The organism is Ochrobactrum sp. A-1 (assembly GCF_022488005.1).
Lineage (GTDB): Bacteria > Pseudomonadota > Alphaproteobacteria > Rhizobiales > Rhizobiaceae > Brucella.
On the sequence record NZ_JAKVQC010000004.1, the window covers coordinates 1,510,480 to 1,522,974 of the forward strand.

A 12,495-nucleotide genomic window follows, 5' to 3' on the forward strand; every position below is an offset into this window, starting at 1 on the left:
GCAACGACATCAAACAGCGATCATGACCCTTTTCATCAATCAGCCTCATCCGTCCATTGATCCAGCCTCCATTGAAAAGCTGGTGGCCACTTTCTACGGACGCGCACGCGAGGATGAAGTCATCGGGCCGATCTTTGCCGCTGCAGTTCATGACTGGGATCATCACATCGCGCAGATCGCTGCATTCTGGTCGTCGGTTATTCTCAAGACCGGCAATTATGAAGGGCGTCCCATGGCGCCGCACCTCAAGCTGGCGCTGAAGAACGAACATTTCGACCGCTGGCTTGATCTTTTCGAGAAAACTGCGCGCGAAATATTCCCTCTGGAAGCCGCAATCATTTTCATTGATCGGGCTCGACGCATTGCCGACAGTTTTGAAATGGCAATCGCCACCAACACGGGCCAGATTTCCGCGCCACGGCATTCACGCCGTCCGCTTTAACCAAAATCGCACGCAACCCCTGCGCGCAATGCAACATATCTTGTCATCGAATATTTAACTATATAAGCACGTCCACAGAATAGGCGGACTGCAGTTCAGTCACGTCAACAGAAAATAAAGGCTTGTAGGAGCACAAAAGGCCAAACGCACGCTGGTGTGTTTGCGATGTCACTAATATTCGCAACATATCACTTGCATAAAGGGGCAGAATTTCGAACAGTTGCCGCAGCTTTTTTGAAAGCTCGATAGGTCGTGTATCGCGTCAACCCAGACGCGAAGTTTCGACTTGAGCGGATATGCAGGGAGTTAAACTATGAATGAATCCATTCGCGAACTTTTGGCCAAGGTCGGCGGACTACCGGGCCCGGTGATGGACATTGCCGACGATGCTGATCTTTACAGCGCAGGCCTGTCGTCTTTTGCCTCGGTACAGCTCATGCTCGGTCTGGAAGACAAGTTCGACATCGAATTTCCGGACCAGTATCTCAATCGCAAGTCTTTCGCGAGCATCAAAGCCATCGAACAGACGATTGCCCAGATTCTCAAGGACAAAGAGGCCGCATAATGAATGCCGGGGCGGGGAACAGTCTTTCAGAGCGCGTGGGCCGCGTTGCGGCCATAGCGGGTAAATTTTCCGATAGCGTCGATAAGGAAGGCCGCTTCCCGCGTGAAGCAATCGATGCGATGAAGGTCGAAGGCCTGCTTGGCATTCAGGTGCCGAGCGAATTGGGTGGCGAGAGTGCGGAAATCGACCAGATTGCGGAATTGTGCTGCGTTCTCGGCCAGTCCTGTGCGTCGAGCGCAATGATTTTCGCCATGCATCACATCAAGCTTTCGAGCCTGGTGGAACACGGCCAGACGGTCGAATGGCACCGGGATTTCATGCGCAAAGTCGCAAAAGACCAGCTACTGCTTGCTTCGGCTACGACCGAAGGCGGCATTGGCGGCGATCTGCGCAACTCGATCTGCGCTATCGAGGTCGAAGGCGACATCTGCCGTCTGGAAAAAAATGCCACCGTCATCTCCTATGGCACCTATGCCGATGCCATTCTGATCACGTCGCGATCGCATGAAGGTGCCGCATCGTCGGATCAGGTGATGACCGTGTTCCTGAAAGACCAATACACGCTCGAAAAGACCCATGACTGGGACACGCTCGGCATGCGTGGCACCTGCTCGGAAGGCTTTGTGTTCCGTGGCGAAGCAGACAAGGTGCAGATCCTGCCGCATCCCTTCGCTGAAATCGCAGCGCAATCCATGCTGGCACAGTCGCATACGCTGTGGAGCTCGCTCTGGTATGGCATCGCCGTCGATGCGGTCAACCGGGCGCAGGCATTCGTGCGCGCCGCCGCGAAGCGCAATCCGGGCGCGCCGCAGCCGGGCGCCTTGCGCGTTGCCGAAGCATCCAACATGCTTCAGATGCTGAAGTCCGAAATCGTCGCCTGCCTCAAGACCTATCGCGAAGCAAAGCACTACCCTGACAAGCTGGCCTCCATGGGCTTTGCGATTGCGATGAACAATCTCAAGATTGCCGCATCGCAGACGATCCTTCAGATCATCAATCACGCCATGCTGGTCTGCGGCATCATGGGCTACAAGAACGGTACGCCTTTCAGCCTCGGACGCCATCTGCGCGACGCGCATTCCGCGCAGCTGATGATTTCAAACGAGCGCATCCTCGGCAATACAGCCACCATGCTGCTCATTCACAAACAGAACACCAGCCTTTTGGGATAATTGCCATGGATGCTCAGAGATCATTTCTAGACCGGCTTTTCGATTCCGGTCTCCTGATCGACACCGGCGTGGAAGGTCTATATGGACGCTCCGGCCAGTTCGAAGATGTCATCCAGGCATTTGAACGCCTGATCGACCGTACCGGAGGCAATGACGGCGCCGAAGCGATCCGCTTCCCCCCCGGCATGAACCGCGCTTTTTTCGAAAAAAGCGGCTACATGAAAAGCTTCCCACAGCTCGCTGGCACCGTGCACAGCTTCTGCGGCTGCGAGCTTGACCACGTCAATCTCATCAAATGCATGGATGAAGGCACGGACTGGACGCTGGAGCAGAAAGCGACGGATATCGTGCTGACGCCTGCCGCCTGTTATCCGCTCTATCCGACAGTCGCCAAGCGCGGACCGCTGCCGCAGAGCGGCGGGCTCTACGACCTGCAATCCTATTGCTTCCGCCATGAACCGTCGGTCGACCCTGCCCGCCAGCAGCTTTTCCGCATGCGTGAATATGTGCGCATGGGCACGGAAGCCGATGTGATGTCGTTCCGCCAGCTCTGGATCGACCGTGGCACGGAAATGATGAAGAAGGTCGAACTGCCCGTCGAAATCGACGTGGCCAACGACCCGTTCTTCGGACGTGCTGGCAAGTTGCTGGTCAACAACCAGCGCGACCAGAACCTGAAATTCGAACTGCTGATCCCGATCACCAGCGTCGAAAAGCCGACTGCCTGCATGAGCTTCAACTATCATCAGGACCAGTTCGGCGTGAAGTGGGGGCTCTCGCTTGATGACGGTGCCGTGGCACACACGGCTTGCGTCGGGTTCGGGCTGGAACGTATCGCGCTGGCGCTCTTCCATCATCACGGTCTGGATGTTGAAATCTGGCCGGGAAACGTACGCAAGGAATTGTGGGGCTGATCGCGACCATGCAGGCAGTTTTTCCGAACATTGCGCCCGACCGTTACACGCCGCACGCTTTGCACGCCCAGACGCGTATCTGGCCGGAAACCAACTGCTATGTCGATCTTTGGATCGAAGTGCTGGCAACATTGGGTGCCGAACCGGAGGCCATGCTCGGCTTCACTCTGACACAGGATTTCGAGGGCGACCAGTTCACCTTCTTCAAGGTGCCGCTGGAAGACCTCGAAGCCCTTTATGGCGTTCGGGCGACGGAGCTTGCGATTTTTGATCGTGTGGAAAGCCATGTCGCCGAGCAGATCGCGCGCGGACGTCTGTGCATGATCGAAATGGACAGCTACTTCATGCCGGATACGCATGGCGTCAGCTACCGCACAGAACATGGCAAGACGACCATCGCGATCAACCGTATGGACGTCGAAAACCGCTCGCTCGATTATTTTCACAATGGCGGTTTCTATCACCTCGAAGGTGAGGATTTCGACGGCGTTTTCCAGCGTCATCTGACGGAAACCGACCTGCCCTTCCTGCCCTACACGGAATTTGCCAAGTTTCCAAAGCATGTGCCGGATGAGGCGCATCAGCGACGCATCGCCGAAATCCTTCTGACGCGCCATTTTGCGCGCAGGCCAAAGGAAAACCCGATCCGCGCTTTTGCCAGCATGTTCCCCGCTCAGGTCGAAGCAATCGCGGAACGCCCGTTCGGCTTCTTCCATAAATATGCGTTCAACACGCTGCGCCAGCTCGGCGCGAATTTCGAACTCGCGGCAAGTCATCTCGACTGGCTCGGGCAAGGCAGGCTCTTTGCAACAGCCTCGGCAGATGCCTTGCAGATTGCAGAAACAGCAAAGGCTGTTCAGTTCCAGCTCGCCCGTGCCGTCATGCGCAAGAAATTCGACGTATTGTCCGGAACGCTACAACCGGCGGCAGATGCCTGGGATCGGATGATGGCAGCGCTTGCAGCGGAACTTGGTCGCGATGCGGCTTGAACTAAACTCGACCAGCCGACCGCTCTCGACCGGGTGGCGGCTTGTCATCACCGGCCCGGATGCGGCGCAAACGCCACTTGACGCGAAGTCCGGTGAGGCGATCAATGACGCGCCGGTGCCCGGCACAGTGGCGGAAGCTCTGGAAAAATCGGGACGTTTCGACCGAAACAATCCCGTAGCGCTCGACAATCAGGATGCCTGGTATTTCCTTGATATCAAGGAGACGCCCGGCCCGGCGACACTCCATTTTGCCGGGCTTGCTACGATTTGCGATGTCTTTTTCAATGGCAAGTTGCTGCTGCAAACCGACAGCATGTTTCTCGGCCATGATCTGCCCGTTACACTGACCGGCAAGGACGAGCTTGCCCTGTGTTTTCGCGCGCTCGCACCTCACCTCAGCCAGAAAGGCCCACGTGCCCGCTGGCGCACGCAACTGATAAACACACAGGGCCTGCGCCTTATCCGCACGACAGCACTCGGCTATATGCCGGGCTGGTGCCCGGAAGTGCATGCCGTAGGTCCATGGCGTCCGATTTCAATAAGCCGTTCGGATGCTGAAGCCATATCCGACATCGCCATTCAGGCAAGACTGACCGAAACCGGTGACGGCGAACTTCAGGTCGGCTTTACCTATAGCGGCAAGGCCGAGGCACCCATTCTCCATTGCGCAGGGCAACAAATCGCCTGCAAGCGCCAGACTGGCAATCAGTGGACAGCAAGGCTGATGCTTCCCAGCGTCGAACCGTGGTGGCCGCACACGCACGGCAATCCAGCGCTTCACAATGTCGAACTTTCACTCGACGGCGAACTATGCCCGCTCGGGCGCACCGGCTTCCGCCGCATCGAGGTCGATCGCGGGCCGGACGGCAAGGGCTTTGCACTCAGGATCAATGGCGAGAAGATTTTCTGCCGCGGCGCGGTATGGAGTTCTGCCGATATCGTCCGCCTTCCCGGCGCACGCGACGATTGCGAACCATGGCTGAAGCTCGCGCAGGAAGCGGGCATGAACATGCTGCGGCTGAGCGGCATCACCGCCTATGAGACACCGGACTTTTATGCGCTTTGCGACGAGCTGGGCATCATGGTGTGGCAGGACTTCATGTTCGCCAATTTCGACTATCCGGTGAAGGACGAAGCATTTGTCACAAAAGTGCAGGCAGAAGCGTCTCAGCTTCTGGCCGCTGTCGAGCATGCGCCATCGCTGACGGTCCTTTGCGGCGGCAGTGAAATTTACCAGCAGGGCGCAATGATGGGCCTGCCGGAAGCGACCTGGAAAGGCCTGCTTACCGAGGAAATCCTGCCCGCTATGGTCGGCAAGCTTTGCCCCGATACTCCCTATGTGCCGAATTCGCCCTGTGATGGTGCCCTCCCCTTCATTAGCAACGAAGGCGTCAGCCATTATTATGGCGTCAGTGCCTATTGCCGTCCGTTGGAAGATGCGCGGCGTGCGGAAGTACGTTTTGCGACCGAATGTCTGGCCTTCTCCAACGTGCCCGAAGCACGCACGCTGAAAACCCATCTCGATGTGCCGCCGGTTCACGATCCGCGCTGGAAAGCACGTGTGCCCCGCGACCGTGGCGTATCTTGGGATTTCGAGGATGTGCGGGACGCCTATCTGGAGATGTTGTACGGTTACGATTCAGCACGACTGCGACGCGAAGATGTGGAACAATATCTCCACCTCTCCCGTGCAGTCACAGCGGAAGTGATGGAAGCGACCTTCGCCGAATGGAGACGACCGGGAAGCACCTGTTTCGGTGGCCTTCTCTGGATGTTTCAAGACCTGTTGCCCGGCGCGGGCTGGGGCATGATTGATGCGACCGGTGAACCCAAAGCGTCATGGCATGGCCTGAAACGCGCCTTCCGTCCACAGCAGGTCGCCTTGACCGACGAAGGCGTTAACGGCCTCGCGATCCATGTTTTAAACGAACGGGCCGAAACCGCTGATCTTTCGCTTGAATTAGCATGTCTGCGTGCCGGTTCGCAGCCGATGGTTTCCGGTCGCCGCGATCTTTCGATTGCCGGTCGTTCAGCGATCACCATTGCCGCAACGGATCTGTTCGGTGCGTTCTTCGATGTCACTTACGCCTATCGTTTCGGCCCTCCGGCCCATGACGTGACCATTGCACGACTGAAGCGCAATGGCATTATGATTGCTGAGGCATTTCACTTTCCGCTCGGACGAACAAAGGCATTTCACGACGCCGCTATCGAAGTAGCTCTCGTCGAAGAGAATGGAAACTGGTTCCTCGATCTGAAAACGCCGGTTCTCGCCCAATCTGTCAGCATCGATGCAGGTGACTGGCGGACTGCCGAGAACTGGTTTCACCTTGCTCCCAACGAGGCGAAACGCATCGCCCTTATTCCGCGTAAGGCGACACCCGACAAGCCGTCTGGAGAAATCCGCATCGCCGGTTCGTCACGGATCGTCTGGTTCTAATCCCGTAAGGTCATTGCGCGGATCGTGTCGATATAGATTTCGCGCGAATGTTCCGGTGTGAGATTATGATCAGCATTTGGAATGATGGCGACTGACGCATTGTCGAAGCCCTTCAGGCCGGTGCCCAACTGATCGAAATAGAAATTGAAATGCTCGCGCCCGATATCCTTCTCAGCGTAAACGAGCGCCAGTGGCACCTCACGCTGCTTCAATTCGTCAAAGGCCGAATAGACTGCCCGTCCTTCCACTGTGCGGCTGCGCAGAAGCTTGCGTGCCAGCCCGCGGATACGCCCTGCAACCCCGCGCGTAAGGTTGCGCAGGATGGCACGGATATCCAGCTCGCCGCGAAACAGGCGCTGGAATGTTTCGGCGCGGAGCGCGCGACTGCCATAATCCTCTAGCGTGCGCTTGCCTTCTCGAACTGCATCTTCGACCGAGCGTCCGGGCGCCCAGTAGAATGTCTCCGGATTGACGAGGACCGCACCTGAAACGCGCTCATCTTTCAAGGCGCTGTGGAACCCCAGAAATGCACCGCTGCACCGCCCGGCGATCACTGGACGGCCCCAGTCAATGGCGTCGAGATAGTCGAGGGCTTCGGCAACATCGGCCTCTGCCCCGTTGGTGTAAAGCACCTGTTCCGGCATCCCCGGATTGGGCGGGCTGTCGCCTGCATTCGCAATATCGAAGCGCAGTGACGCTATCCCTTCCCGCGCGAGCTTGCGCGCCATATCGACGGTCGTACGGCCCCATCCTACACGTCGATCATAGGCCGCGGAGAGAAACAGGACCGCCTTGCCCCGTCGCTCGCCCAAGGGGGCGCAGAGAACACCAGAAAGGCGGTTGTCGGAACCGAACGAGACAGGCGTTTCGACAAAACCGTCGCCCGTCAAAGTGCCGCCTAGTGCACTTTCATCCGGCTTGTTCCGTGAGGGCGTGGAACCTGCAATACCTGCCGCCCAGTCCACAAGCTGGTCCGCGACTTCCACCGGCAGGCGCGAGATGACCGGGTTAGAAATCAGCTTGTCATAATCGGTAAAGGCTTCAACCGTCACATCAGCGCCAAGCTTTTCCAGATGGGTTGCCAGTTCGGCATCGTTCGGACGGTCCGTCCGCGCCAGCAAAAGACATTGAGGCGCAGGCTTCGTCTCCAGCGACAGAAGATTGATCTTCTTCACATCGGCAGCCACTTCCGGCTGCATTGTCAGCGATGCGATGGAAACGCTGTTCTTGATCCTTTGCTCGTCTGTCAGTCCCAGATCGGCATCGACCATGCCCGACCAGACGGCCAGTTCACGCGTGTAGAACCGTCCGGAAATGACCGGCGCCAGAAGCGCCAATGCCGCGACGCCTTCGATCCGGGCCGCCGTTTGGGCAGCAATCGCTGCACCAAGGCTCTGCCCAATGATGATGACGCGGCTTGCCCCAGACAGGTCACGCGCCTTCCGGGCAGCTTCGGCAAGCGTATTGTGCCAGAGTTCCAGCCCGTTGGAAAAATCGATGTCGTCGCGCCCGTCACCTGTGCCGGGCCAATCGAAGCGGAAGGAACCTATCCCGCGCACCGCAAGTCCATCGGCGACGATGCGCCAGAATTTGCGAGTCGTGCAGAGTTCTTCCAGCCCCCAGGGGCTTGCAAAGACCACAACCGTATCGAGAGATTTGCCAACGGGCGCCTGATAAAGGCCCAGCGTGTCGCAGAAGACGACCGGACTGGCGGCAGACCGCACAGTATTTCCCGATTGTCTGAAGGATGTTTCGTTTTCCACCCTGTCGCCCATGCCCAATGCACCCCATCACAGAAATCACATCCTGCAATAATGGAAGTCGCGCACGGCACCAAGGATTTATCGCATTAATTGCGACAGTTCGACCCCGCCGTGCATCAAACGCGGCAGGGTTGCAACAGGTAGAGCCCATCTTCCAAAAGTGGAAGCTGGTCAAAAGATCGGATCAGGCCGCTGGCTTGGTCTTTTCGCCTTCCAGCAGCTTTTCGTGACGCAGCAGCATGCCGTAGAGATCCCGCGGCTCATCTGGATCGGCAAGAAGATCCAGCTTTTCGTAGAAGCCGGTGTCCTTCAGCTTGTCACGCACATAGCGTAGAGCCGAAAAATCCTCTGTCGCAAAGCCGACCGAATCGAACAGCGTAATCTGGCGAGCATCGTTGCGTCCGGCGATCTTGCCGGTGATGACTTCCCAAAGCTCCTTGACCGGATAATCTTCCGGCAGCTGCTGGATTTCGCCTTCGATGCGGGTCTGCGGCGGATATTCGACGAAGATGTCCGAACGACGCAGAATATCGCCGTGCAGTTCCGTCTTGCCGGGGCAATCGCCGCCAACCGCATTGATGTGCACGCCAGCGCCAACCATGTTGTCGGTCAGGATCGTCGCATTCGCCTTGTCAGCGGTCACGGTCGTGATGATGTCCGCACCCTCGACAGCCTCTTCGACTGTCTTGCAGGCAACGATGTTGAAACCGGCGCCTTGCAGGTTGCGCATGCACTTGGCAGTCGCTTCCGGATCAAGATCGTAGAGACGCAGCTTGTCGACGCCGAGCAGCGCCTTGAAAGCCAGCGCCTGGAATTCACTCTGCGCGCCATTGCCGATGATGGCCATCGTGCTGGAATTCTTCGGGGCCAGATGCTTTGCAGCAACTGCCGAAGTCGCGGCAGTGCGCAGTGCGGTGAGGATGGTCATTTCGGTCAGCAGCATCGGATAGCCGCTGCCCACATCGGCAAGAACGCCGAATGCCGTAACGGTCTGGAGACCTTCACGCGTGTTCTTCGGGTGGCCATTCACATATTTGAAGCCGTAGAGCGTACCGTCGCTCGTCGGCATCAGCTCAATCACGCCTTCCTTCGAGTGCGAAGCCACACGCGGCGTCTTGTCGAAGTTTTCCCAGCGGCGGAAATCTTCTTCGACATAGTCGGCGAGTTCCTTGAGGAAGGTTTCCACGCCAACGGACAGCACCAGCTTCATCATATGATCGACGCTGACGAAGGGGACGATATTGAGGTTTGGTTGGGTCATTATTGCTCCTTGAGCGCATCCCGAAAAGTGCGAAGCGGTTTTCGGAACAAGATGCGCGTAATACAAATAGCTTGAGCATTCTACCACCGGATGAACCCATCCGGCGCTTTACGAATGCGGCCTCCTGATTTCAGTAATTGATGGTTGGGCGATCCATGACGCTGCGGCCCAGCAAGCTCGCCATCAGGTCGACCATCACAGTAGCGGTACGTCCGCGTTCATCGAGAAACGGGTTCAGCTCGACGAGATCAAGGCTCGTCACCAGATCGCTGTCATGCAGCATTTCCATGATGAGATGCGCTTCACGGAAGGTCGCGCCGCCCGGAACCGTGGTGCCGACAGCGGGCGCAATCGACGGCTCAAGGAAATCGACATCGAGGCTGACGTGCAGAAGGCCGTTTTCGTCCTTCACGCGCTGCAGGAAGCGGCGCAACAGGGCTGCCACACCATGCTCATCGATGAGGCGCATGTCATAGACGGCAACTTCGGTCTGCTTGATCGCAGTACGTTCTGCCGGATCAACACTGCGAATACCCATCATGCAAACATTGGCGGGATCAATCGGTGCTGCAAGAGCCGGGAAATAACCCTCAAAGCCCTTTTGTCCCGTGTAATAGGCAACAGGCGTGCCATGCAGATTGCCGCTGCCCGTCGTTTCCAGAGTATGGAAATCCGTATGCGCATCCAGCCACAGCACAAATTGCTTGCGACCCTTTTCAGCGGCACGGCGTGCGATGCCCGGAACGGTACCTGCTGCGAGCAGATGATCCCCGCCGAGGAAGATCGGAAAACCCTCTTCGCTTTCACGATAAGCGGCTTCACTAATTGCTTCAATCCAGGCAACAGCCTGCGGCAAAGCCTTGATTACAGGATTGGGATGAGTCAGCGGGCGCAGTTCAGCCGGGGCCAAATTGCCGAGATCGGTAAACTCGTGGCCGAGTTCGCGAATTGCATCCGCAATACCAGCGGCACGATAACCGTCCGGCCCCATATTGCAGCCCAGATGACCCGTGCCTTCTTGAACCGGCAATCCCAAAATCTTGCAATGCATAAAGTGCTACTCCAGAGAAATTATTGTCATAGATTGACCATTTACGCTTGGCGATGTGAAGCAACCGGATTGGCAATTTTAACGGTTTGGTTTATCAGAATGTCGGATTGGCTTTTCAAAATGGAGAAAACATGGACGATCTGGATGAAAAGCTGATTACGCTTTTGCGCCACAATGGACGACGCAGCATTTCGGATATTGCAATCGATCTCGGCGTTTCACGAGCCACCGTGCGAGCGCGCATGGAGCGCCTGGAAAATTCCGGTGACATCATCGGCTATACAGTGATCCTGCGGTCCGATGCGGTCGATCTGCCGGTACGCGGTATCATGATGATCGAAATCGAAGGCAATGTCGCCGACCGTGTCGTGAAGGCGCTTGGCGGTTTTTCGGAAGTTTCAGCCGTCCACACCACCAATGGCCGTTTCGACCTTGTGGTGGAACTGGGCGCTGCCACGCTCACCGATTTTGATGCCGTACTGCGTCGCATCAGGCTGGTGCCGGGCATCAAGGCCAGCGAAACCAATCTTCTGCTGGCAACGCCGCGATCAACGCGCGCGCGTCTTTAATAAAAAAGCCCGGCGATTCGCCGAGCTTTTTTATTTTATTATTAAGTGTCTGAATCAAAAAGCGGCAGGTCGTGGCGAAAATGGTGATTTTCGAGTACCGAAGTGGAGTGTACTTTTGGGTACATGAGCATCGGAACGCAGACAAATTGCCAATTGCAGACCGGCATGGCGGCTTTAGGAACAGACCCTAAGCAAGGATCGGATAATCCGTGTAACCCTTGGCGCCACCGCCATACATATGCTGTTGATCCAGCTCGTTGAGTGGTGAATTGTCCTTCAAACGACGGACAAGATCAGGATTTGAGATGAACGGTTTGCCAAAGGCAACCACATCAGCGCGGCCGCTTTCGATTTCCTGTTCAGCCAGTTCGCGATCATAGCCATTATTGACCATCCAGGCAGCTTCGCCACCGGCATCGCGATAGACCTGCTTGAGACGCGCATAATCGAATGGCTGCGGACCCTGCTGGAAATCGCGTGGGCCGCCGGTCGCACCTTCGATGATGTGAACATATGCAAGACCGTAAGAAGCAAGCTTTTCGAGCACATAATCAAACAGCGGCTGCGGATCGGAATCCGATGCATCATTGGCAGGCGTCACAGGCGAAAGACGGATACCAACCTTTCCAGCACCGACCGCCTTCGTCACGGCGTCAACGACTTCGAACAGGAAGCGAGCACGGTTTTCAATCGAGCCACCATATTCATCGGTGCGGTGATTGCTGCCTGAACGCAGGAACTGATCGATCAGATAGCCGTTTGCAGCGTGGATTTCCACACCGTCGAAACCGGCCACTTCAACCGCATCCTTGGCCGCCTTGCCATAGGTGGCGACGATTTCCGGAAGCTCGCTCTTGTCCAGTGCACGTGGTTCGGACGTCGGCGCAAATTCGCCGGTGCCGTCCGGATGCACGAGATAGGTCTTCGACTTGGCCGTGATGGCCGAAGGCGCTACTGGCTTGCCGCCATTTGGCTGCAGGCTGTCGTGCGAAATACGGCCCACATGCCACATCTGCACGACGATCTTGCCGCCTGCGCTATGAACAGCGTCGGTTACACGCTTCCAGCCAGCAAGCTGCTCATCGGAGTAAAGACCCGGCACATCGGCATAGCCCTGCCCCTGATGGCTGATCGGCGTTGCCTCGGTGATGATGAGACCAGCACTTGCGCGCTGTTCATAATAGGTGACGTTGAGGTCGTTTGGCACAGCGCGGGGCGAGCGATTGCGCGTCAGGGGGGCCATGACGATGCGATTGGCAAGCTTTAAATCACCGATGGTGACTGGATCGAACAATGTGGCCATGGATGCATTTCCTTCAAGTGGGAAAG

Annotated in this window: 11 protein-coding genes; 7 read left to right on the forward strand and 4 right to left on the reverse strand. The window is 57.0% G+C overall.

Features of this window, described 5'->3' with window-relative positions:
• Nucleotides 1-22: 22 nt before the first annotated feature.
• The 6 genes from MKS82_RS16825 to MKS82_RS16850 all read left to right on the forward strand — a co-directional run bounded on the left by MKS82_RS16825 (nt 23) and on the right by MKS82_RS16850 (nt 6,522).
• On the forward strand, nt 23-442 hold the full coding sequence (locus tag MKS82_RS16825; RefSeq protein ID WP_109987283.1) for a group III truncated hemoglobin: 420 nt from the start codon (nt 23-25) through the stop codon (nt 440-442).
• 313 nt (nt 443-755) lie between these two features.
• On the forward strand, nt 756-1,007 hold the full coding sequence (locus MKS82_RS16830) for an acyl carrier protein (protein ID WP_109987284.1): 252 nt from the start codon (nt 756-758) through the stop codon (nt 1,005-1,007).
• Entirely contained in the window at nt 1,007-2,179 is a 1,173-nt protein-coding gene (locus MKS82_RS16835) for an acyl-CoA dehydrogenase family protein (protein ID WP_109987285.1), read from the forward strand. Before MKS82_RS16830 ends, MKS82_RS16835 begins: the two co-directional genes overlap by 1 nt.
• A gap of 5 nt (nt 2,180-2,184) precedes the next feature.
• Nucleotides 2,185-3,093 carry an amino acid--[acyl-carrier-protein] ligase gene (locus MKS82_RS16840; RefSeq protein WP_109987286.1) on the forward strand — a complete coding sequence of 303 codons (909 nt, stop codon included), beginning with the start codon at nt 2,185-2,187 and terminating at the stop codon, nt 3,091-3,093.
• An 8-nt stretch (nt 3,094-3,101) separates the two neighbouring features.
• Nucleotides 3,102-4,082: a DUF1839 family protein gene (locus MKS82_RS16845; RefSeq protein WP_109987371.1), complete on the forward strand. Its 981-nt coding sequence runs from the start codon at nt 3,102-3,104 to the stop codon at nt 4,080-4,082.
• Nucleotides 4,072-6,522, forward strand: a complete 2,451-nt coding sequence (locus tag MKS82_RS16850; RefSeq protein ID WP_240579010.1) for a glycoside hydrolase family 2 protein — start codon at nt 4,072-4,074, stop codon at nt 6,520-6,522. The genes MKS82_RS16845 and MKS82_RS16850 overlap by 11 nt, the downstream gene beginning before the upstream one ends.
• Here the strand turns inward: MKS82_RS16850 and MKS82_RS16855 are convergent.
• The 3 genes from MKS82_RS16855 to rocF form a co-directional block, all read right to left on the reverse strand.
• Nucleotides 6,519-8,297, reverse strand: coding sequence for an alpha/beta fold hydrolase (locus MKS82_RS16855; RefSeq protein ID WP_109987288.1), 1,779 nt, complete (start codon nt 8,295-8,297; stop codon nt 6,519-6,521). The two genes, MKS82_RS16850 and MKS82_RS16855, sit on opposite strands and share 4 nt — an antisense overlap.
• Nucleotides 8,298-8,469: 172 nt before the next feature.
• Nucleotides 8,470-9,546, reverse strand: coding sequence for an ornithine cyclodeaminase (locus tag MKS82_RS16860; RefSeq protein ID WP_109987289.1), 1,077 nt, complete (start codon nt 9,544-9,546; stop codon nt 8,470-8,472).
• A gap of 130 nt (nt 9,547-9,676) precedes the next feature.
• Nucleotides 9,677-10,597: an arginase gene (gene rocF, locus MKS82_RS16865; RefSeq protein ID WP_240579011.1), complete on the reverse strand. Its 921-nt coding sequence runs from the start codon at nt 10,595-10,597 to the stop codon at nt 9,677-9,679.
• Between the two features lie 131 nt (nt 10,598-10,728).
• Between rocF and MKS82_RS16870 the strand changes: the two genes are divergently transcribed.
• On the forward strand, nt 10,729-11,166 hold the full coding sequence (locus tag MKS82_RS16870; protein ID WP_061345848.1) for an Lrp/AsnC family transcriptional regulator: 438 nt from the start codon (nt 10,729-10,731) through the stop codon (nt 11,164-11,166).
• Nucleotides 11,167-11,353: 187 nt separating this feature from the next.
• On the opposite strand, the gene MKS82_RS16875 is transcribed toward MKS82_RS16870, so the two are convergent.
• On the reverse strand, nt 11,354-12,469 hold the full coding sequence (locus MKS82_RS16875; protein ID WP_109987290.1) for an alkene reductase: 1,116 nt from the start codon (nt 12,467-12,469) through the stop codon (nt 11,354-11,356).
• Between the last annotated feature and the right edge of the window lie 26 nt (nt 12,470-12,495).

Bases quoted from the DNA above. Each gene is read 5' to 3' on its own strand.
- MKS82_RS16825 (WP_109987283.1), top strand. From the start codon at position 23: ATGACCCTTTTCATCAATCAGCCTCATCCGTCCATTGATCCAGCCTCC.
- MKS82_RS16830 (WP_109987284.1), top strand. From the start codon at position 756: ATGAATGAATCCATTCGCGAACTTTTGGCCAAGGTCGGCGGACTACCG.
- MKS82_RS16835 (WP_109987285.1), top strand. From the start codon at position 1,007: ATGAATGCCGGGGCGGGGAACAGTCTTTCAGAGCGCGTGGGCCGCGTT.
- MKS82_RS16840 (WP_109987286.1), top strand. From the start codon at position 2,185: ATGGATGCTCAGAGATCATTTCTAGACCGGCTTTTCGATTCCGGTCTC.
- MKS82_RS16845 (WP_109987371.1), top strand. From the start codon at position 3,102: ATGCAGGCAGTTTTTCCGAACATTGCGCCCGACCGTTACACGCCGCAC.
- MKS82_RS16850 (WP_240579010.1), top strand. From the start codon at position 4,072: ATGCGGCTTGAACTAAACTCGACCAGCCGACCGCTCTCGACCGGGTGG.
- MKS82_RS16855 (WP_109987288.1), bottom strand. From the start codon at position 8,297: ATGGGCGACAGGGTGGAAAACGAAACATCCTTCAGACAATCGGGAAAT.
- MKS82_RS16860 (WP_109987289.1), bottom strand. From the start codon at position 9,546: ATGACCCAACCAAACCTCAATATCGTCCCCTTCGTCAGCGTCGATCAT.
- rocF (WP_240579011.1), bottom strand. From the start codon at position 10,597: ATGCATTGCAAGATTTTGGGATTGCCGGTTCAAGAAGGCACGGGTCAT.
- MKS82_RS16870 (WP_061345848.1), top strand. From the start codon at position 10,729: ATGGACGATCTGGATGAAAAGCTGATTACGCTTTTGCGCCACAATGGA.
- MKS82_RS16875 (WP_109987290.1), bottom strand. From the start codon at position 12,469: ATGGCCACATTGTTCGATCCAGTCACCATCGGTGATTTAAAGCTTGCC.